The 19,970-nt window shown below is 73.1% G+C and carries 18 protein-coding genes; 8 read left to right on the top strand and 10 right to left on the bottom strand.

The features are described 5' to 3' along the window. Window positions 1–52 precede the first annotated feature (52 nt). From ABFT23_RS19645 to ABFT23_RS19670, 6 genes are all read right to left on the bottom strand, one after another. On the bottom strand, window positions 53–916 hold the full coding sequence (locus tag ABFT23_RS19645; protein WP_347898275.1) for an endonuclease/exonuclease/phosphatase family protein: 864 nt from the start codon (window positions 914–916) through the stop codon (window positions 53–55). 82 nt (window positions 917–998) lie between these two features. After that, complete coding sequence (locus ABFT23_RS19650) at window positions 999–1,208, bottom strand: ferredoxin (protein ID WP_347898277.1); 210 nt, start codon at window positions 1,206–1,208, stop codon at window positions 999–1,001. Further along, on the bottom strand, window positions 1,205–2,287 hold the full coding sequence (locus ABFT23_RS19655; RefSeq protein WP_347898278.1) for an NADH-ubiquinone oxidoreductase-F iron-sulfur binding region domain-containing protein: 1,083 nt from the start codon (window positions 2,285–2,287) through the stop codon (window positions 1,205–1,207). The genes ABFT23_RS19650 and ABFT23_RS19655 overlap by 4 nt, the downstream gene beginning before the upstream one ends. Then, a complete protein-coding gene (locus ABFT23_RS19660; RefSeq protein ID WP_347898280.1) occupies window positions 2,284–2,850 on the bottom strand; it encodes a ferric reductase-like transmembrane domain-containing protein in 567 nt (188 codons plus the stop codon). Before ABFT23_RS19660 ends, ABFT23_RS19655 begins: the two co-directional genes overlap by 4 nt. Beyond that, entirely contained in the window at window positions 2,847–3,743 is an 897-nt protein-coding gene (locus ABFT23_RS19665) for an FAD:protein FMN transferase (RefSeq protein ID WP_347898282.1), read from the bottom strand. Before ABFT23_RS19665 ends, ABFT23_RS19660 begins: the two co-directional genes overlap by 4 nt. Further along, window positions 3,743–4,000: a hypothetical protein gene (locus tag ABFT23_RS19670; RefSeq protein WP_347898284.1), complete on the bottom strand. Its 258-nt coding sequence runs from the start codon at window positions 3,998–4,000 to the stop codon at window positions 3,743–3,745. The genes ABFT23_RS19665 and ABFT23_RS19670 overlap by 1 nt, the downstream gene beginning before the upstream one ends. Before the next feature lie 139 nt (window positions 4,001–4,139). Between ABFT23_RS19670 and ABFT23_RS19675 the strand changes: the two genes are divergently transcribed. The 3 genes from ABFT23_RS19675 (at window position 4,140) to ABFT23_RS19685 (ending at window position 8,434) form a co-directional block, all read left to right on the top strand. Continuing rightward, the gene (locus ABFT23_RS19675) at window positions 4,140–5,858 is read left to right on the top strand and encodes an ABC-F family ATP-binding cassette domain-containing protein (RefSeq protein WP_347898286.1); all 1,719 of its coding nucleotides are present in this window, start codon (window positions 4,140–4,142) and stop codon (window positions 5,856–5,858) included. Further along, window positions 5,855–6,889, top strand: a complete 1,035-nt coding sequence (locus tag ABFT23_RS19680) for a GNAT family N-acetyltransferase (RefSeq protein ID WP_347898288.1) — start codon at window positions 5,855–5,857, stop codon at window positions 6,887–6,889. The genes ABFT23_RS19675 and ABFT23_RS19680 overlap by 4 nt, the downstream gene beginning before the upstream one ends. 288 nt (window positions 6,890–7,177) lie before the next feature. Then, window positions 7,178–8,434: an HNH endonuclease signature motif containing protein gene (locus ABFT23_RS19685; protein ID WP_347898289.1), complete on the top strand. Its 1,257-nt coding sequence runs from the start codon at window positions 7,178–7,180 to the stop codon at window positions 8,432–8,434. A 60-nt stretch (window positions 8,435–8,494) separates the two neighbouring features. Here ABFT23_RS19685 and ABFT23_RS19690 read toward each other — a convergent pair whose 3' ends face one another. The 3 genes from ABFT23_RS19690 to ABFT23_RS19700 form a co-directional block, all read right to left on the bottom strand. Next, window positions 8,495–8,893, bottom strand: coding sequence for a hypothetical protein (locus tag ABFT23_RS19690; protein ID WP_347898291.1), 399 nt, complete (start codon window positions 8,891–8,893; stop codon window positions 8,495–8,497). A 159-nt stretch (window positions 8,894–9,052) separates the two neighbouring features. Continuing rightward, window positions 9,053–10,372: a S1C family serine protease gene (locus ABFT23_RS19695; RefSeq protein ID WP_347898293.1), complete on the bottom strand. Its 1,320-nt coding sequence runs from the start codon at window positions 10,370–10,372 to the stop codon at window positions 9,053–9,055. Window positions 10,373–10,459: 87 nt separating this feature from the next. Continuing rightward, window positions 10,460–11,641: an FAD-dependent oxidoreductase gene (locus ABFT23_RS19700; RefSeq protein ID WP_347898295.1), complete on the bottom strand. Its 1,182-nt coding sequence runs from the start codon at window positions 11,639–11,641 to the stop codon at window positions 10,460–10,462. 40 nt (window positions 11,642–11,681) lie between these two features. On the opposite strand from ABFT23_RS19700, the gene ABFT23_RS19705 reads away from it, so the two are divergent. The 4 genes from ABFT23_RS19705 (at window position 11,682) to ABFT23_RS19720 (ending at window position 17,828) form a co-directional block, all read left to right on the top strand. After that, complete coding sequence (locus ABFT23_RS19705; RefSeq protein WP_347898297.1) at window positions 11,682–12,137, top strand: EVE domain-containing protein; 456 nt, start codon at window positions 11,682–11,684, stop codon at window positions 12,135–12,137. Window positions 12,138–12,212: 75 nt separating this feature from the next. Further along, a complete protein-coding gene (locus tag ABFT23_RS19710; protein ID WP_347898299.1) occupies window positions 12,213–16,067 on the top strand; it encodes a Pls/PosA family non-ribosomal peptide synthetase in 3,855 nt (1,284 codons plus the stop codon). Next, window positions 16,064–17,377, top strand: coding sequence for a M1 family metallopeptidase (locus ABFT23_RS19715; RefSeq protein ID WP_347898301.1), 1,314 nt, complete (start codon window positions 16,064–16,066; stop codon window positions 17,375–17,377). The genes ABFT23_RS19710 and ABFT23_RS19715 overlap by 4 nt, the downstream gene beginning before the upstream one ends. A 34-nt stretch (window positions 17,378–17,411) precedes the next feature. After that, a complete protein-coding gene (locus ABFT23_RS19720) occupies window positions 17,412–17,828 on the top strand; it encodes a nitroreductase family deazaflavin-dependent oxidoreductase (protein ID WP_347898303.1) in 417 nt (138 codons plus the stop codon). An 84-nt stretch (window positions 17,829–17,912) separates the two neighbouring features. Here ABFT23_RS19720 and ABFT23_RS19725 read toward each other — a convergent pair whose 3' ends face one another. Then, window positions 17,913–19,202, bottom strand: coding sequence for a citrate synthase (locus ABFT23_RS19725; protein ID WP_347898305.1), 1,290 nt, complete (start codon window positions 19,200–19,202; stop codon window positions 17,913–17,915). A gap of 322 nt (window positions 19,203–19,524) precedes the next feature. Between ABFT23_RS19725 and rplM the strand changes: the two genes are divergently transcribed. Continuing rightward, on the top strand, window positions 19,525–19,968 hold the full coding sequence (gene rplM / locus ABFT23_RS19730; RefSeq protein WP_347898307.1) for a 50S ribosomal protein L13: 444 nt from the start codon (window positions 19,525–19,527) through the stop codon (window positions 19,966–19,968). The last annotated feature ends 2 nt before the right edge of the window (window positions 19,969–19,970 follow it).

The raw sequence follows: 19,970 nt of genomic DNA on the forward strand, positions 1-19,970 counted from the left end.
CCCATCTAACTCGCCAGTAGCAAAGGCGCGCTACCGGGCCCCGCGACCGGGCTCAGCCGCAGGACGACCCAGGGTCGAGGTCGAGGACGCCGATGACGCCCCGGTGGTCGGAGGCCCGGCGCGGCGGCGTCGTCCAGGCGGCCCGCGGGCGGAGGTGGGCGACGTAGAGGTAGTCGATGCGGTTGTCGCCCTGCCAGTTGGTCGGGCCGCCCGTGGTCGGCACGTCGCGCCAGACGTCGCGCAGGTGGCTCCGCAGGATCCGGTCCTCGCGGGAGCCGGGGCCGGCGTTGATGTCGCCGCCCAGGAGCGTGGCGCACGTCGGCACCCCGATGGCGGTCTTCACGCTCCAGGCCTGGTTGACGGTGCCGGCGCCGGGGTTGAGGTGGGTGGCCCAGACGTCGAGGGTGAGGCCCCGGGCCGCGATGCGGACCTGCATGACCCCGCGCCGCTGGCTCTGCCGTGGCCAGGGCAGCTCGAGCTGGCGGATGCTGCGGATCTCGTGGCGGGTGAGCACGGCGTTGCCGCGCATGCCCTCGGGCATCGGGCTGTTGGGGTCGAAGGCGTAGCTCATGCCGAGCTTCCGGGCGAGCCACCGGGCCTGGTGCAGGCCCCCGCGCCGCGTCCGGTTGTCGATCTCGTTGAGGACGACGACGTCGGCGCGGGTCCGCCGGACCTGGTGCAGCACCCGCCGCATGCCGTAGGAGCCGTAGCGGATGTTGAACGTGAGCACCCGCAGGCGCACCGGAGCCCGGCGCTCGACCGGGGCTGGCGTCGGCGTCGCCGTCGTCGACGACGTCGTCACGGAGGGTTCCGGGCGCGGGCCGGCGGTGGCGGCGCTCCGTGCTGCCCCGAGGCCACCGAGCAGGAGGGCGACGACGACGGCGATCGTGAGCGACCGCGCGGTCCTGAAGATCATGACCGGTGGTCTATCGGGGCCCGGTGAGCCGGGGGTGAGCCCCGGATGAGGGTTCGATGAGCCCGAGGCGTCGAGTGCGGCGTCAGTCGGTGAACAACCGGAGGGCCATGAGTGGACAGGACCGGACGGCGTGGCGGGCCCGGCTGTCGAGCGCTGCGGGCACGGCGGGGTCGCGCTCGCCGGAGCGGGCCACCGGGTAGCCCCACTCGTCGGGGTCGAGCAGCTCGGGGAGCAGCTCGGCGCAGGCGCCGTGCCCGTCGCACCGGGTCCAGTCGACGTGCAGGCGGGTCACGGGAGGCACCTCCCGGCGAGGTGGGCGGACACCTCGTCGGCGAACGTGTGCAGGGCGCTGGCCACCATGCGCACGGTCCCGTCGGGGTGGGCGCAGGCGCCGCGACCGGCGGCGAGGGCCGAGAGCCGGGCGACCTCGGCCGGCAGCCGTGGGTCGGGCGGACCCGCGGCCAGGCGGGCCACGGTGTCGGCCACCCGTGGCAGGGCGTTGACGCACGGCCCGCACTGGCGAGCGCTCTGGCCCGCGAGGTAGTGGGTGATGCGCGCCGTCGCCTCGAGCGGGCACGTGCCCGGTCCGAGCACGTGCACCACGCCGGCCCCGAGCGTGAGGTCGGCGAGCGGCGTGGGGAGCCGGGCGGCGGGCAGCCACGTGCCGTGGTACCCGCCGACCAGCACGGCCCGGACCGGTCCCGGCCGGGCGCGGTCGACGACGTCGGACAGCAGCGCGTGGCGCGGCGCCTCGACGACGCCGGGCAGGGCGACGTCGCCGCTGACCGAGAACAGCCGGCTCGTGGCCGACTGCGGACCGAGACGCACGGCGAGCGCGACCGAGGCCAGCGTCTCGGCGTTGAGCACCAGCGTCGGTCGGCCGTCGACGCCGCGTGACGTCACTCGCACCGACGGGTCGCGCGGCACGGCGGGCAGGCCGGAGAGGCCTCGGACCAGCGCGGTCTCCTGGCCGGCGACGAACCCGCCGTCCACGACCTGCACCTCGACTCCGTGGTGCGCCGCGACGGGTCGCAGCGGGCCGGCGTCGACGTGGACGCCGACCGCGACGACCCGGCGGGTCGCGCCGAGCGCCCCGCCGACCAGCACCAGGCCCTCGACGACGAGGTGCGGCGCCCGCGCCAGGAGCAGGGCGTCCTTGTGGGAGAGCGGCTCGCCCTCCATCGCGTTGGCGACGACGACGGCGTCCCGGGCGCCGGCGACGCTGCGCACCTTCGTCGCGGTCGGGAAGCCGGCGCCGCCGCGCCCGGTGAGACCGGCCGCCTCGACCACCGCGAGCAGGTCGTGGACGCCCAGCCGCGGCAGGGACGCGGCCGGCGGGGTGCCGAGCATCGACACGGTCGTCGCGCTCATGACGTCACCCGCTCGACCCGCGCGCGGCCACGACCGGCGAACGACGGCGCCACTCGCCAGGCCACGGCCGCGACCACCGCGGCGAGACAGAGCCCGGCGAAGGTGTTCAGGGTCAGCGTGCCGGAGTCGGTCCCGGTCCCCACGGCGTGCAGCCAGGCGCTCGGCCAGAGGGCGTAGGTGCTCAGGTGCACGGCTCGGAAGACCCGGGGTCCGACGCGATGACGAGCCAGGCTCACGACGGTGACGACGAGCAGCACGTCGACGGCCACCGTCCCGAGGCCCAGCCAGACCGGTCGGTAGGCGCCGACGAACGGCACCAGGAGGTCGACCAGCCTCAGCTGGGCGTAGGAGTCGAGCAGGAGCGACCCGACGTGCACGACGACCAGCCCGACGGCCGTCAGGGCGGCGGTGCGGTGCAGGTCGACGACGCCGAACCGCCCCAGCGACCCGAGCGGACGACCGGAACGGGCGAGCACGCCGAGCACGATCGACGTGGTCAGCAGGGCCAGGGCCACGATGGCGGTGCCGCGGCCGAGCGCCCACAGGGCGAGGTCCATGTTCATGCGACATACCGTCCGGTCTCGGCCGGCCAGTCGCCGAGCAGCCGCACCTGTCGTCGTCGGTCGACCAGACGCACCGGGAGACCCAGCTCCCGCGCCCACGCCGGGCCGCTCGGGCCTATGACCACGACCGCCGTCGCGACGGCGTTCGCCTCCGCGCACGTCGGGGCGGCGACACTGACGGTGCGCCAGATGGTCGGCGCGGAGCGACCTGTCGCCGGGTCGACCACGTGGTGATGGGTGCGACCCCCGCTGCGCCATGTTCGCCGCACCGTGCTCGACGTCGCCACGGCCCACCCGGCGTCGACGGTCACCTGGGTCTCGGGGTCGCCCGGCGCGTCCGCGACGCGCAGCTGCCAGCCGCCGAGGGGTTCCTGCCCGGCGGTCGCGACGTCGCCACCGAGGCTCACGAGTGCCCCGCAGCCGAGCCCGTCGGCCACGAGCGAGGCGGCCCGGTCGGCGGCCACGGCCTTGGCGGTGGCGCCGAGGTCGAGGCGGACGTCGTCCGGGAGCGTCAGCCGGTCGTCGTCGAGGCGGAGCGTCCGCCAGCCCGGCGCCGGGACGGCGATGCGGGCCGCGGCGTCCTCGATCTCGGTGATGGTGCGGTCGTAGCCGAGGTCGACGAGCGCGCGGCCGACGGTCGGGTCGACGGCGCCGCCGGTGGTCGCGGCGGCGACGAGGGCGGAGCGCAGCAGGTCGGCGAGCATCGGCGAGACCTGCGTCGTCCCGGGGCCGAGTCGGCTGATCTCGGAGTCGGCGCGGAACCGGTTCGCGGCGTCGTCGACCTCGGCCAGCAGCGAGCGCACCCGGGCGACGGCCTCGTCGAGCAGCCGGACGTCGGTCACGCACACGCGGGCGCGGGTCGACCAGAGCGACCACTCGTGCGCGGCGTGCATCACGACCCGCCCGAGGTGGCGTGCGGCGCCGTCGAGCCCGAGCCGGCCGACAGGCCCGACGACCGGTGTGACGAGCCGGACGAACCCGTGCTCGAGCTGGTCGTGCTGGTCACCGAGGGCGGCGTGGTCGAGGCGTCAGCGGCGGCGTGGGCGCCGACCAGCCCGACGACGCCGAGGGTGGCGGTGAGGGCACCGGCGACGAGTCCGGCCCGCCAGCGGGCGACCCGTCGGACCTGGGTGTCGGGTGAGGTGGACATCGGCGGCTCCTGAGGTGTGCTCCGGTGATGGTCCCGACGCTCCTCGTGGCGGCTGTGAGGTTGCTGTGCGCCGGTCACGAGCCGGCTGGGAGGTAATCACCGTGCGCCGGGCGGTGGTCGTGGCGGACAATGACCCCTCGTGGGACACGTGGACGTGAGTGGAGTGCGGTACGAGCTGCCCGACGGGAGGGTGCTGCTCGACGACGTCTCGTTCCGGGTGGGCGAGGGAGCCAAGGTCGCCCTGGTCGGTGCCAACGGCGCAGGCAAGACGACCCTGCTGCGCATCGTGACCGGCGACCTCGTGCCGCACGCGGGCGCCGTCACGCGTACCGGCGGGCTCGGGGTGATGCGGCAGGACGTCAAGGCCGGCCTCGGCGACGACGCCACCGTCGCAGACCTGCTGCTGAGCGTCAGCCCGGCGCGCGTCCGCGACGCGCACGCCCAGGTCGAGGCGTGCGAGCTCGCCCTCATGGAGTCCGACGACGAGAAGGCCCAGATGCGCTACGCCGAGGCGTTGCACGACTACGCCGACGCCGGCGGCTACGACCTCGAGGTCACCTGGGACGTGTGCACCACGAAGGCCCTCGCGGTCTCCTACGACCGCGCCAAGTATCGCGAGCTGCGCACCCTGAGCGGCGGTGAGCAGAAGCGGCTGGTGCTCGAGTACCTGCTGGCCGGCCCCGACGAGGTGCTGCTGCTCGACGAGCCCGACAACTACCTCGACGTGCCGGGCAAGGTGTGGCTCGAGGGCCGCATCCGCGCCTCCGACAAGACGATCCTCTACATCAGCCACGACCGCGAGCTGCTCGACAACACCGCGACCCGCGTCGTCACCGTCGAGCTGGGTGCGGGCGGCGGCGGCAACCTGGTCTGGACCCACCCGGGCGGCTTCGCCAGCTACCACGAGGCCCGCAAGGACCGCTTCGCGCGCTTCGAGGAGATGCGCCGTCGCTGGGACGAGGAGCACGCCAAGATCAAGGCGCTCGTGCTGCGCCTCAAGGTCAAGTCGGAGTACAACGACGGCATGTCCAGCCAATATCGGGCTGCGCAGACCCGGTTGCGCAAGTTCGAGGAGGCCGGCCCCCCGACCGAGCAGCCCCGCGAGCAGCAGGTCTCGATGCGCCTCAAGGGCGGGCGCACGGGCAAGCGCGCCGTCGTGTGCACCGACCTCGAGCTCTCTGCCGGTGGACAGGACCTGATGCGGCCCTTCGACCTCGAGGTCTGGTACGGCGAGCGCGTCGCCGTCCTCGGCTCGAACGGCTCCGGCAAGTCGCACTTCCTGCGCCTGCTCGCCGCCGGGGGCAGCGACCCCGACGTCGAGCACCAGCCGGTCGGCGACGTCGAGATCGAGCCCGTCGTCCACCGCGGGAAGGCCAAGCTCGGGGCGCGCGTGCGGCCCGGTTGGTTCGTGCAGACCCACGAGCACCCGGAGCTGGTCGGGCGCACGCTGGTCGAGATTCTGCACCGCGGCGACGGCGACCCCAACGGACTGGGCCGTACGGGCATGGGCCGCGAGCAGGCGGCCCGGGTGCTCGACCGCTACGAGCTCAGCGCCCAGGCCGAGCAGCGCTTCGAGTCGCTGAGCGGCGGTCAGCAGGCGCGCTTCCAGATCCTGCTGCTCGAGCTCAGCGGCGCCACGCTGCTGCTGCTCGACGAGCCGACCGACAACCTCGACGTCCAGAGCGCCGAGGCGCTCGAGGAGGGTCTCGAGGCCTTCGAGGGCACGGTGCTCGCCGTCACTCACGACCGGTGGTTCGCCCGCGGCTTTGACCGGTTCCTGGTCTACGGTGCCGACGGCGAGGTCTACGAGTCCGACGGACCCGTCTGGGACGAGGGACGGGTGGCGCGCGCCCGATGACCGGCTCGCGGCTCGACGTCCGGGTGCTCGACGTCTTCGACGACGACCTCCTCGCCCGCTGGCACGCGGTCTACGCCGGCGCGCGCGAGGACGCCGTCGGCGTCGAGGAGGCGCAGGTCTTCGACCTGCCCGAGACGACGGTGCAGTGGCGCGAGCCGACCTCCGACCGGGCCCGGACGGCGCTCGTCGGGTTCGTCGACGACGAGGTCGTGGCCGCGGGTGTCGTCTCGCTGCCCCTGCTGGACAACCTGTCCGCCGGATACGTCGAGGTGGCCGTCGCGCCGGCGCACCAGCGGCGCGGGCACGGCAGCACGATGCTCGCGGCCTGCGAGGAGCGCGCGACCCGCGCGGGCCGGACGATCCTCGACTCCGAGGGCTGGTGGCGCTACGAGCACGGCACCTCCGGCCTCGACGCCGGTGGCGCGGCGTGCGTGCGCTTCGCCGAACGGCACGGCTACCGGCTCGGCCTGAGCGACGTCCAACGCTGGCTCGACGTGCCGGTCGACGACGCCCTGCTCGACCGGCTCGCGGCCTCGGCGGCTCCGCACCACGAGGCCTACGAGCTCCGGTCGTGGGTCGGGCCGGTGGCCGACGACCTCGCGCCGTCGTGGGCCGAGCTCGACGGCAGCCTGATGACCGAGGCCCCGGTCGGCGACATCGAGCGCGAGGCCATGGCCGCCGACGTCGCCCGGATGCGCGAGGAGGAGGCGAGCATCGCCAAGCAGGACCGCTGGACCTACCACTCCGTCGCTCTCGCGGACGGCGTCGTCGTCGCCTACACGCTCATCGTGCAGGGCAACCGCAGCCGGACCGCCTACCAGTGGGGCACCCTCGTGCACCGCGACCACCGCGGCCACCGCCTCGGGCTGGCACTCAAGGTCGCCAACCAGCGGCTGCTGCAGCGCGAGCGCCCGGACGCCACGCGGGTCGCGACCTGGAACGCCGAGGTGAACGACCACATGATCGCGGTCAACGACGCGCTCGGGTACCGGCCGGTCTCGCGGATGGGGGAGTTCCAGAAGAGGGTGTGAGTGGTTGGTCTCGACCTTGTTGCTCGCCGTCTTGATGCTTCATGTGTGGGGCTGGGTTGGCCGCGCGCGGTAGCACGCCGCGTCTCGGCGTCAAGGACCAATCCCTACGGTGAGCCGTCACACGGTTTCGGGGATTGGTCCTTGACCCCGAGCCTCGTGCGGCGTGCTGGTCCGGCGCGTGCGGTGGCGCCTCCGCAGGCTCCGGCGCACCGCCCGCCAAAGCGCGGCCAGGGGAGGGAGCTGGCTTCGGTTCGTGATCGAGATTGACTCGAACATGCGTTCGAATCCGTGGTATCATGGCCTACGGCCACCGCGACCCGCACCAGCAGCGATCCGCTGCTGCACGCGGTGCGTGGGCGTCGGGTCGCTGAGGCTGACGCACAGGTCGAGACGCTGAAGTCGGTGCTGGCGTGGGCTGAGCGGAACGAGGCCACGTCGGACGAGGTCGTCGTGCTGTTGCAGTCGGCGGAGCGGCCGTTGCACCTGGCCGGTCCGGGGGCGCCGGCGGTGCCGGAGTACGCCGCACTCGACCTCGCCCTGTCACTCGGGATGTCGACCGACGCCGGCCTGACCTACCTCGGTCGGGCACTCGAGCTGTGTCACCGGCTCCCGCGCTTGTACTTGCGGGTGGTCAAGCACGAGGTCGCGCTGTGGCGGGCGTTCAAGATCGCGGATGCGACCATGTCGCTGTCCGAGACCGCGGCGTGGCACGTCGACAAGGCCATCACACCCGTGGCGGAGCGGTCCTCGTTCGCTCAGCTCGACCGGACCGTCGACGCCGCCCGCGCCGAGCACGACCCCGCCGACGCCGAAGCCCGACGCCTCGCCGCACTGGAAGGCCGGCGGGTGAACGTCTACCTCGCCGGTGCGACCACCGACGGAACCGTCGATGTCGTCGCCACGCTCGACACCGCTGATGCGATCGACCTCGAACACGCGCTGCGCGATGGCGCCCAGGCCTTGGCCGACCTCGGGTCGACCGAGACGTTGGACGTGCGGCGTTCGCAGGCCCTGGGGGAGATGGCCCGCCACCAGTTGTCGTTGGACCTCGACACCAGCGGCACGGGTCGTGGGGTGACTATCTACGCCCACCTCGACGCGGTCGACCCTGACCTGCCCGGGTTGCTCGACAACACCCAGACCCCGCTCCTCGTCCAGCAGGTCCGTGAATGGTGTCAGGCGGCCGGCACGAACGTCACGGTGAAGCCGGTGATCGACCTCGCCGAACCCGCCGAGACCCCGGCCTACCGACCCAGCGACGCGATCCGCGAACGCGTCACGCTCCGCGACCGGTGCTGCGTCTTCCCCGACTGCAGCCGGCGTCGGGTCGACCTCGACCACATCGTCCCGTTCGAGTCCGGCGGCGTCACCGCGACCTGGAACCTCGCCCTGCTCTGCCGCAGGCACCATCGAGCGAAGACCCACGGCCACTGGTCCTACCGCATGGTCGAACTCGGCCTCTACGCCTGGACCTCACCGACCGGCATCGAGAAGACCGTCGACCGCAGGCCACCACCCGGCACCCACGCCCGACGACATCCCTGACCGCCCCGACCAGCCCCGCGCACGACGTGAGCGGGGCTACCGGCACGCCCGAGGGTGCGCTCAGAGGTGGTCGGGCACGATCAGCGCGTCGGGGTCGGCGCGGGGCGGGACGCACTCCAGTGCCAGCTTCACGAGGGCGACCCGTGCCTTGAGCACGACCTTGCCGCGCAGCCCGCCGAGGTCGGCCGCGCCGGTCTCGAGGACGGCGGCCTCGATCTCGGCGTCGGTGAACGTCGGGCGGGTGCCCGGCTCGACCGCGACGTCGGGCAGCGCGACGAACGTCGGCAGCACCTGGGTGCCGAGGCCGTCGAGGAGCACGTAGCGCTGGTGCTGGGTGAGCGCCGTCCAGGCCTCGTCGGCGGTGCGGCGGCCCTTGCGGACGTCCTTGTCCTTCGCGGCCAGGACCTGCTGGGCAGCGCCCTGGAGGGCCAACGTCATCTCGCGCTCGGTGAATCGCACGGGGTCCAGTCTCCCAACCCGTCGAGAACCTCCCGGACCGGGCCGTCGTCGTGCCGGCGGACACGACGGCCGACGGCCACCGGTCGCAGGACCGGTGGCCGTCGGTGTGCGCCCTCCCAGACGCTGGACCTCACTCGGGGGAGGCCCGTCCGACGGTGGCTACGAGGTGGAGCCGCCGTCGGAGTCGAGGGTGAGCTGGACGGTGCTCTGGCGACCGTCGCGCTCGTAGGTGATGGTGACCTTGTCGCCGGGGCGGTAGGACCGCACCGTGGCCACCAGGGAGTCGGAACCGGTGATGAGGGTGTCGTCGACCTTGGTGATGACGTCGCCGTCGCGCAGGCCGGCCTGGCCGGCGGCCGAGTCGGTGCCCACCTGCGAGATCTGGGCGCCGTCGACGACGAGGGCGCCGTTGCTGTTCGCGACGTTCTGCACCGAGACCCCGATGCGGGCGTGCGTGGGCGTCTCACCGTTCTTCATCTGCTGCACGATCGGCATCACCTCGTCGATGGGGATCGCGAAGCCGAGGCCGATCGAGCCGGCCTCGCCGCTGCCGTTCGACGTCGACTGGATCGAGGAGTTGATGCCGATGACGTGACCGTCGAGGTCGACGAGGGGGCCGCCGGAGTTGCCGGGGTTGATCGCCGCGTCGGTCTGGATCGCCGGGTACACCGTGGCGTTGCCCTGGCTGTCGGAGCCGACGCCGACCGGACGGTTGAGCGCGCTCACGATGCCGGAGGTGACGGTGGCGTCGAGGCCGAACGGCGAGCCGATCGCCACGACCTCCTCGCCGACGTCGACCGCGCTGGAGTCACCGATGGTGGCCGGGGTCAGGCCGCTGACGCCCTCGGCCTGGACGAGCGCGGTGTCGGTGAGCGGGTCGGTGCCGACGATCTTGGCCTGGGCGTGGCTGCCGTCGGAGAACGAGGCGGTGATCATGCCGCCCTCGCCCGCGACCTCGACCACGTGATTGTTGGTGAGGATCAGGCCGTCGGAGCTCAGGATGATGCCCGAGCCCGACCCCGCCTCCTGGCTGCCGGCGACGTCGAGCTTGACGACGGACGGCAGCACCTCGGCGGCGACCTGCTCGACGCTGCCGTCGGCGGCCGGGGTGCCGGTCGAGTCCTTGACCACCTGGCTCGTGGTCACGGCCTGCCCGGGGCCACCGCCCGAGGCGGAGTCCCCGCCGTTCATGGCGTCGTAGGCGGCGGCGCCGCCCAGTCCGGCGCCACCTCCCACGACCAGGGCCGCGGCGACGACGGCGGCCGCGAAGCCCTTGCGTCCCCGGCGCGGCGGCATCGCGTGCGACGGCGCGTGCGACGGCGGGGGCGGCACGGGCATCGCCTGGGTGAACTGTCCCGGCGGCGGCGGGGCGTCGCGGTAGTCCTGGTAGTCCTGGAAGGACCGGAAGTTCGGGTACTGCGAGTCCTGCGGGTCCTGGCGCGGCTGGTCCGGCGGCGGCGGGAGGGGCGTGTCGTTCATGTCAACGACATTGCTCGCCGGTCCTATGACGTTGCTGAGACTTGGCTAGCAGGGTGAGAAGAACGCGACGGTCGGTCGTGACCTGCGTCACGCCCCGTCGGGCAGGTGCCACCGGGTGAACGGCGTCGTCCGGTCGCCGCACAGGACGCCGACGAGCACCGGCGCCACCCCCGGGGTGCGGGTCAGAGGGCGCGCGAGGTGGTCGCGCGGCCAGGCGACCGGGTGCAGGTCGCTCTGGAACGCCGGCATCATCAGCCGCGTCGTCCACTGGTACCAGCGCACGTGCGCGGCCCGCCGGCGCGCGTACGTGGCCAGCGCACGAGGCAGGTCGGCGTCACCGGCGAGCGCGTGCCCGAGCGTCCACGCGTCGGCGAGCGCGAGCGACGTCCCGACCCCCAGCTGGGGGCTCATCGCGTGGGCACTGTCGCCGACGAGCACCGCGCCGCACCGGCCCTCGACGCGGAAGGGCGAGCGGACGACGACGTCGCGGTAGGACGCCGGCAGCAGCTCGGTCACGCGGTCGAGCAACCCGGTGTGCGGGCCGGCGTAGGGCGCGGCGACGGCGCGCCAGGCGTCGAGGTCGCCGGCGCGGACCTGCAGGTCGCGGGTGTGGACCGACCAGAAGAGCGAGGCGGACGAACGGCCGGTCGGCAGCACCCCGAGGTAGGTGCTGGTGTCGGCACCGAGGCCCTGGAAGAGCGTGTCGGTCGACGAGCCGTCGGGGTCCTCCACGACCGCCCACAGGGCGCCGTAGGCGTAGGGCCGGTCGCGGCTCGTCACGTTCATGCTGCGTCGGACGGCGGAGCGGCTGCCGTCGGCGCCGACGACGAGGTCGAAGGAGCCGAGGTCGCCGTGGGCCGTCTCGACCGCGATGCCGGACGGCGTGGGCCGCACCCCGGTCACGGGCACCCCGAGCCGTAGTGGCACGCCGCGCCGGCGCACCTCGGAGAGCAGCAGGGCGAACAGGTCGCCGCGCCGGACGCCGAGCGCCGGCTTCGAGCCCGGGAGTGCGTCGTAGCCGAGGTCGACGATCGTGCGCCCGCGGGCGGTCATGTGCACCCGACGCACGGGGCGCGAGACGGCCCGTAGCGGCGTGAGCAGGTCGAGCCGGTCGAGCACCTGCTGCCCGAGCTCCTGCAGCCACAGACCGGCGCCGACCGGTCGGGGGTCGTCGGCCTGCTCGACGACGGTGACGTCGATGCCGGCGTCGGCGAGGAGGCAGGCGAGCGTCGCGCCGCTGGTGCCGAGACCGACGATCGCGATGCGCATCCGCCCATCCTTGTCGGTGGCGGGTGGCAGGGTCGAGCGCATGGCGCGCTACTGGATCAACTCGATCAGCCTCGATCACGTCCTGCTCGGCGTCGAGGGCGGGTTCACCCAGGCCGGCCACGGGCGCGACACCCGGCTGCGGCGGCTCTCGCGGGGCGACGGCATGGTGTTCTACAGCCCGCGCACGGCGTTGAGCACCGGCCGGAGGCTCCAGCAGTTCACCGCGCTCGGCGTCGTCGTCGACGACGAGCCCTACCAGGTCGAGGTGCGCGAGGGCCTGCTGCACTGGCGCCGTCGCATGACGTTCGAGCAGGTCGCGCCGGTGCCGGTGAGGCCGCTGCTGCCGGTGCTCGGCTTCGTCGACGACGAGGAGCACTGGGGCCTGCCGTTCCGGCGCGGGCTGTTCGAGGTGCCGGCCGGCGACTTCAACGCCGTGGCGGGCGCCCTGCGCGACGGCGCCGCCGACGACGCACCGGTGATCGGGGCGCGCGCCTGAGGTGAGCGACGACACGTGCCCGCGCTGCGAGGCTGTCCACTAGCCGTTCACCTGATCTCGGAAGACTCCTCCGTCGTGACCGACCCGCACGACCACGACCCGCTCCGGCGGGCCCACCTCGCCCCGCCGCCGCGCACGCTCGTCGACGTGTTCCGCGAGACCGTCGCGCAGGCGGCCGACGAGCCCGCCGTCGACGCCGGCACCGGCGTGCTGACCTACGCCGAGCTCGAGGAGGCCGCCGACGGGCTGGCCGCCGAGCTGGCGGGCCTCGGCATCGGCCCGGGCGACAAGGTCGGCGTCCGGGTGCCCTCGGGCACCACCGACCTCTACGTCGCGATCATCGGCATCCTGCTGGCCGGGGCGGCCTACGTGCCGGTCGACGCCGACGACCCCGACGAGCGGGCCCGGTTGGTGTTCGGCGAGGCCGACGTCGCCGCCGTCGTCGGGCCCGACCTCGCGGTCACGGTGCGCCGCCGCGACGAGGCGCGCGCGGTCGCCGACCCCAGCCTCGACGACGACGCCTGGGTCATCTTCACCTCCGGCTCCACGGGCAAGCCCAAGGGCGTCGCGGTCAGCCACCGCTCGGCCGCGGCCTTCGTCGACGCCGAGGCGCGGATGTTCCTGCAGGAGCAGCCGCTCGGCCCCGGCGACCGGGTGATGGCCGGGCTCTCGGTCGCCTTCGACGCCAGCTGCGAGGAGATGTGGCTGGCCTGGCGCTACGGCGCCTGCCTGGTGCCGGCCCCGCGAGCGCTGGTGCGTAGCGGCATCGACGTCGGCCCCTGGCTGGTCGCCAACGAGGTCACCGTGGTGTCTACCGTGCCCACCCTCGTCGCGCTCTGGCCGGCCGAGGCCCTGGCCGCCGTCCGGCTGCTGATCATGGGCGGCGAGGCTTGCCCGCCCGAGCTGGTGACCCGCCTCGTGGCGCCGGGGCGCGAGGTCTGGAACACCTACGGCCCCACCGAGGCCACCGTCGTCGCGTGCGGCGCCCTGCTCACCGGTGAGGGCCCCGTGCGCATCGGCCTGCCCCTCGACGGCTGGGACCTCGCGGTCGTCGACGCCGAGGGCCGGCCGGTCCCGGCCGGCGCGAGCGGCGAGCTGATCATCGGCGGCGTCGGGCTGGCCCGCTACCTCGACCAGGCCAAGGACGCCGAGAAGTACGCCTCGATGCCCACCCTCGGCTGGCCGCGCGCCTACCGCAGCGGCGACCTCGTGGTGAACGACCCCGAGGGCCTGCTGTTCGGCGGCCGGGCCGACGACCAGGTCAAGCTCGGCGGACGCCGCATCGAGCTCGGCGAGATCGACAGCGCGCTGCTGCAGCTCACGGGCGTCGTCGGCGCGGCGGCCGCCGTCCGGCGCACGGCGTCCGGCACCAGCCTGCTGGTCGGCTACGTCACCGTCGACGACTCGTTCGACCAGACGGCCTCGTTGGCCGACCTGCGGACCTCGATGCCGGCTGCGCTCGTGCCCCGCCTCGCCGTGGTCGACACGTTGCCGACCCGCACCTCCGGCAAGGTCGACCGCGACGCGCTGCCGTGGCCGCTGCCCACCAGCACCGACGCCCTCGCCGGTCTCACCGACACCGAGCAGTGGGTCGCCGGGCTCTGGCTCGACGTCCTCGGCGCGGCCGTCGAGTCCGGCGACGCCGACTTCTTCGACCTCGGCGGGGGCAGCCTCACCGCGGCGCAGATGGTCTCGCGCTTGCGCGAGCGTCAGCCCGAGGTCGTCGTCGGCGACCTCTACGAGCACTCCACGCTGACCACCCTGGCCACCTACCTCGACTCGATGTCGGCCTCGTCGGCGACCACCGACCGTCTGGTGCGCCCGACCCCGCTCAAGACCCAGACCGGCCAGGTCGTCGCGACCGTGCTGCTGCGCAGCCTCGCCGCCCCGCGCTGGGTGTTCTGGGTCGGTCTCGCCTGCCTGGTGCTCGGCGGCCTCGACGGGCTCGGGTGGCTGCCCGACCCGCCGGTCGTGCTGCTGCTGGTGCTCGGCCTGGTCTTCGTCACTCCGCCGGGCCGCATGCTGGTCGCGGCCGGCGCCGCTCGCCTGCTGCTGCGTCCGGTGAGCCCGGGCGACCACCCGCGGGGTGGCAAGGCCCACCTGCGGCTGTGGCTGGCCGGCCACATCGGCGACGCCGTCGGCGCCACGGCCCTCAGCGGCGCGCCGTTCATGACGTGGTACGCGCGGCTGCTCGGGGCGAGGGTCGGCCGCGACGTCGACCTGCACTCCCTGCCCCCGGTCACCGGCCTGCTGCGCCTCGGCAGGGGGTGCTCCGTCGAGCCCGAGGTCGACCTCAGCGGCTACTGGGTCGACGGCGACGTCCTCCACGTCGGTGAGGTCCGGGTCGGCGCGCGGGCCCGCATCGGCGCGCGCAGCATGCTCCTGCCCGGCGCCGTCGTCGGCGCCGACGCCGAGGTCGCCCCCGGCTCGGCGGTGTTCGACGAGGTGCCGGCGGGGGAGTACTGGTCGGGATCGCCCGCCGTCCGCGTCTCCGACGACGCCCGCGGGCCCTGGTCCGACCGGCCCTCGGGCAGCCGCCTGTGGGTGGCCGCCTACGCCGCGGCCGCCCTGCTGCTCGCGCTCCTGCCGGTCGCGGCGGTCGTCGTCGGTGCGCTGCCGCCGCTGCTGCTGGCCGACCGGCCGGCCGACGTCGGCGACCTCGTCGCCCTGCTGTGGTGGCTGCCGCTGTCGACGGTGCTCGGGCTCCTCGTCCTCGCCCTGCTGGTGTGGGGCCTGGTGCGACTCGCCGGGCGGGTCGTCGTCGCCGGCGTGCACCCCGTCCGCGGACACCGCGCGCTCGCGGTCTGGACGACGATGCGGGTGCTCGACGAGGCGCGACAGTGGCTCTTCCCGCTCTACTCCTCGAGCCTCACGCCCTTCTGGCTGCGCGCGCTCGGCGCCCGCGTCGGCAAGGACGTCGAGGCCTCGACGGTGCTGATGATCCCCTCGCTCACGCAGGTCAACGACGAGTCGTTCCTCGCCGACGACACCCTCATCGGCGGCTACGAGCTCGGCGGCGGCTGGCTGCGCGTCGAGCGGGTGAAGATCGGCAAGCGCGCCTTCGTCGGCAACTCCGGCATGGCCGCGCCCGGCCGCAAGGTGCCCAAGGCCTCCCTGGTCGCCGTCCTGTCGGCGGCCCCGCACCGCAGCGCGGTGCACAAGGGCGAGTCCTACCTCGGCAGCCCACCGGCCCCGTTGCGGCGCACGGCCGGCAACGACGCCGACCACCGCACCTACGACCCGCCCACGCGGCTGCGCGTCTACCGCGCGCTCGTCGAGGCCTGCCGCCTCCTGCCCCAGATGGTCTCCCTCGCCATCGCCGGACTGGTCGCCATCGCGCTCGTCGCCGTGCTCGACGGTCCGGGGGTGGTCGTCGCGCTGGTGCTGGCCGGGCCCCTCCTGGTCGTCGGCGGCCTCGTCGCCGCGCTGGTCACGGTGCTCGCCAAGTGGCTCCTCATCGGCCGCCTGCGGCCGGGCAGCCACCCGCTGTGGAGCGGCTTCGTGTGGCGCAACGAGCTCGCCGACACCTTCGTGGAGGTCGTCGCGGCCCCGTGGTTCGCGCACGCCGTCAGCGGCACCCCGGTGCTCAACGCCTGGTTCCGGATGCTCGGTGCGTCGATCGGTCGTGGCGTGTGGTGCGAGACCTACTGGCTGCCCGAGGCCGACCTCGTCGTCCTGGGCGACGGCGCCACCGTCAACCAGGGCAGCGTGGTGCAGACCCACCTGTTCCACGACCGCCGGTTCGCCCAGGACGTCGTCACCCTCGAGCGGGGCGCGACCCTCGGCCCGAACAGCGTCATCCTCCCGGCGGCGACACTCGGACGGCACGCTACGGTCGGCCCCGTGTCCCTGGTGATGAGAGGCGAGTCGGTGCCCGACAAGACCCGGTGGATCGGCAACCCGATCGGCCCCTGGGCGGGCGACGCGTGAGCAACGGCCTCCCCACCGCCGACCCCTACCTGCCCGGACACGGCGACCCGTCCTGGAGTGCCCGGCACTACGACCTCGACCTCGGCTACGACCTCGCCCGCAACCACCTGCGCGGGCAGGCCACGATCCGGGCCACCGCGACCGACGACCTGTCGCGCATCGTGCTCGACCTCGCGCACCTGCGGGTCACCAAGGTGCTGCTCGACGGCAAGGCCCCCGCGCGTTACGCCGCGCGCGGCCACCGGCTGGTCGTCACGCCCAAGACCCAGGTGGCCGCCGGGCGCGACTTCGAGCTGCGCATCACCTACGCCGGCAACCCCCAGCCGATCGTCGACAAGCACCACGACGACGCCGGTTGGGAGGAGCTCACCGACGGCGTCATCGTCGCGGGCCAGCCCCACGGTGCGCCCACCTGGTTCCCGTGCAACGACCGGCCCGACGACAAGGCGTCCTACACCATCGCCGTCGCGGTGCCGCACGACTACACGGTCGTCGCCAACGGCACCCTGGCGAAGAAGCAGCGCTCGGCCAGCGTCACCACGTGGCGCTACGAGCAGGAGCTGCCCATGGCCACCTACCTGGCCACGGTGCAGATCGGGCGCTACGACGTCCGTGAGCTCGCGAGCGAGCCGCCGCTGCTGGCCGCCGTCCCGGCCGACGCCGACCCCGGCTTCGACGCCTCCTTCGGCCGCAACGGCGAGATGCTCGAGGTCTTCAGCCGGCTCTTCGGGCCCTACCCGTTCCCGACCTACTCGGTCGTCGTCACCGACGACGACCTCGAGATCCCGCTCGAGTCGCAGAGCCTGTCGACCTTCGGTCGCAACTTCCTCGACGGCGAGTGGGACTCCGTGCGCCTCGTCGCCCACGAGCTCGCGCACCAGTGGTTCGGCAACGCGGTCACGCTCCGGCGGTGGCAGGACATCTGGCTGCACGAGGGCTTCGCCTGCTACAGCGAGTGGCTGTGGTCGGAGGAGTCCGGCGGCGAGTCGGCCGACCACTGGGCCGAGCTCCACCACGAGCGGCTCAGCGGTCTCGACCAGGACCTCGTGCTCGCCGACCCCGGCCCGGCCCTGATGTTCGACGACCGCGTCTACAAGCGCGGGGCGCTGACCCTGCACGCCCTGCGTCGCACCGTCGGTGACGAGCCGTTCTTCGACCTGCTGCGCGCGTGGGTCGCCGAGCACACGGGTGGCTCCGTCGTCACCGCCGACTTCGTCGCGATGGCCGTCGAGCGCACCGGCGCCGACCTCACCGACCTGTTCGTCGAGTGGTTGCACCGGACGCCGCTGCCCGACCTCCCGCGGGCCTGACGCGACCGCTTGACGCGACCGCTTGACTGAGGTCATGAGCGACTTCAACGACCAGGTCATCGCCGAGTTCCGCGCCAACGGCGGCCGGGTCGGTGGGCCGTTCGAGGGGGCACCCTTGCTCCTGCTGCACAGCACGGGCGCGAAGTCCGGCGCCGAGCGCGTGCACCCGATGATGTACCGCGCCGACGGCGAGCGTTGGCTGGTGTTCGCCTCGAAGGCCGGCGCCCCCGACAACCCCGCGTGGTGGCACAACCTGCAGGCCCACCCCGAGGCGAGGATCGAGGTCGGCGACGGCTCCGGTGTCGAGACGGTCGAGGTGGTCGCCCACGACCTCGACGGCGACGAGCGTGACCGGGCCTACGCCGCACAGGCCGCCGAGTACCCGGGCTTCGCCGACTACCAGGCCAAGACCGACCGGGTCATCCCCGTCGTCGCGCTCACCCGCCGCTGACTCGACCGACGACGGGCACGCTGTAGCGCGGAAACGACGAAGCCCCGGTGCCGAGGCACCGGGGCTCTGACGTTCGAGCGTGGACTAGGCCCAGCGCTCGGCGGCCGGCGTGAACGTGAGCTCACGGTCGCCGGTGTAGATCTGCTTCGGGCGCGCGATCTTCTGCTCCTTGTCCTGCACCAGCTCGAGCCACTGCGCGAGCCAGCCCGGCGTGCGGCCGATGGCGAAGAGCACCGTGAACATCTCGGGCGGGAACTGGAAGGCCTCGTAGATGAGGCCGGAGTAGAAGTCGACGTTGGGGTAGAGCTTGCGCTTGACGAAGTACTCGTCCTCGAGCGCGATCTTCTCCAGCTCGAGGGCGATGTCGAGGAGCGGGTTGGTGCCCGTGACCTCGAAGACGTCCATCGCGGCCTTCTTGATGATCCGCGCGCGGGGGTCGTAATTCTTGTAGACCCGGTGGCCGAAGCCCATGAGGCGCTCGTTGCCGTCCTTCACGCCCTTGATGAAGTCGGGGATGTTCTCCTTCGACCCGATCTTCTTCAGCGACTTCAGGACGGCCTCGTTGGCGCCACCGTGCAGCGGGCCGTAGAGCGCGCCGACGCCGGCCGCGACGGCCGAGTAGGGGTCGACCTGCGACGAGCCGACCGAGCGGACGGCGTTGGCCGAGCAGTTCTGCTCGTGGTCGGCGTGCAGGATGAACAGCACGTCGAGGGCCTTGACGAGTCGCTCGTCGGCCTCGTACTTCTGCTCGCTCATCTTGAACAGCATCGAGAGGAAGTTGGCGGTGTAGCCGAGGTCGTTGTCGGGGTAGACGAACGGCTTGCCCTGGGCGTTGCGGAACGACCACGCGCCGAGCGTCGGCATCTTGGCGATCATGCGCACGATCTGCATGTGCCGGTTGTCGGCGTCCTTGATGTCGGCGGCCTCGGGGTAGAACGTCGACAGGGCGCCGACCGACGCCATGAGCATGCCCATGGGGTGCGCGTCGTAGCGGAAGCCCTGCATGAACTCCTTGACGTTCTCGTGCACGAAGGTGTGGAAGGTGATCTCGTGCACCCAGGCGTCGTACTCGGCCTTGGTCGGCAGCGCGCCGTGGATGAGCAGGTAGGCCACCTCGAGGAAGTTCGAGCTCTCGGCGAGCTGCTCGATCGGGTAGCCCCGGTACTCGAGGATGCCCTTGTCGCCATCGATGTAGGTGACGGAGGAGCGGCAGGAAGCGGTGTTGACGAAACCCGGGTCGTAGACGGCGAGCCCGGGGGACTCCTCGTCGGTGCGGATCTTCCCGAGGTCGGCGGCCTTGATGGTGCCGTCGTTGATCGGGACGTCGTACTCCGTGCCGGTGCGGTTGTCGCGGACGGTGAGAGAGTCGGTCACGCCAAACAACTTAGTCTGCCCTCTTGATCGGTGGTATCCGGGTGCCCGCTGGTGGGACGACGGGTGGCACGACGAGACGACGCCGACGACCCGAGCCCCGGCCGGGGCGCTGTGAATTTGGCCCCCGCGCGAGCCGACGCCTAATCTTGGGGGTCGCGTCCCTGCCGCTCTGCCCCTGACCCGGGCCGGGCAGTCCCGGACCCCGTCCCCCGGCGAGAGCCGGCAGGCGGAGAGCCGGGCCGAGTTCGTCAAGAGACGCGGTGCTCCACCACCGCCCGGAGCGCATCCGGTGCGGATCCTACGAACGAGAGAAAGTGCGGTCATGGGTACCTACGCCCCCAAGCCCGGCGACATCACGCGCACGTGGCACATCATCGACGCCGAGGACATCGTCCTCGGCCGCCTCGCCGTCGCGTGCGCGACGCTCCTGCGCGGCAAGCACAAGGCGACCTTCGCCCCGAACGTCGACGGCGGCGACTTCGTCATCGTCATCAACGCCGAGAAGGTCGCGCTGGCCGGCAACAAGGCCCAGACCAAGAAGGTCTACCGCCACTCCGGCTACCCCGGTGGTCTCACCGAGACCGCGATCGGCGACGTGCTCGCCAAGGACGCCCGCAAGGTCATCGAGAAGGCCGTGTGGGGCATGCTGCCCAAGAACAAGCTCAGCCGTCAGCAGCTGACCAAGCTCAAGGTCTACGCCGGCGCCGAGCACCCGCACGCCGCTCAGAAGGCCGTGCCCCACGAGATCAAGCAGATCTCCCAGTAATC

The sequence above is a fragment of the Nocardioides secundeburneus genome (genome assembly GCF_039939255.1).
GTDB lineage: Bacteria > Actinomycetota > Actinomycetes > Propionibacteriales > Nocardioidaceae > Nocardioides.

Coding starts and splice junctions, on each gene's coding strand:
- ABFT23_RS19645 (WP_347898275.1), bottom strand. CDS start 916: ATGATCTTCAGGACCGCGCGGTCGCTCACGATCGCCGTCGTCGTCGCC.
- ABFT23_RS19655 (WP_347898278.1), bottom strand. CDS start 2,287: ATGAGCGCGACGACCGTGTCGATGCTCGGCACCCCGCCGGCCGCGTCC.
- ABFT23_RS19660 (WP_347898280.1), bottom strand. CDS start 2,850: ATGAACATGGACCTCGCCCTGTGGGCGCTCGGCCGCGGCACCGCCATC.
- ABFT23_RS19665 (WP_347898282.1), bottom strand. CDS start 3,743: ATGCACGCCGCGCACGAGTGGTCGCTCTGGTCGACCCGCGCCCGCGTG.
- ABFT23_RS19670 (WP_347898284.1), bottom strand. CDS start 4,000: ATGTCCACCTCACCCGACACCCAGGTCCGACGGGTCGCCCGCTGGCGG.
- ABFT23_RS19680 (WP_347898288.1), top strand. CDS start 5,855: ATGACCGGCTCGCGGCTCGACGTCCGGGTGCTCGACGTCTTCGACGAC.
- ABFT23_RS19695 (WP_347898293.1), bottom strand. CDS start 10,372: ATGAACGACACGCCCCTCCCGCCGCCGCCGGACCAGCCGCGCCAGGAC.
- ABFT23_RS19700 (WP_347898295.1), bottom strand. CDS start 11,641: ATGCGCATCGCGATCGTCGGTCTCGGCACCAGCGGCGCGACGCTCGCC.
- ABFT23_RS19705 (WP_347898297.1), top strand. CDS start 11,682: ATGGCGCGCTACTGGATCAACTCGATCAGCCTCGATCACGTCCTGCTC.
- ABFT23_RS19720 (WP_347898303.1), top strand. CDS start 17,412: ATGAGCGACTTCAACGACCAGGTCATCGCCGAGTTCCGCGCCAACGGC.
- rplM (WP_347898307.1), top strand. CDS start 19,525: ATGGGTACCTACGCCCCCAAGCCCGGCGACATCACGCGCACGTGGCAC.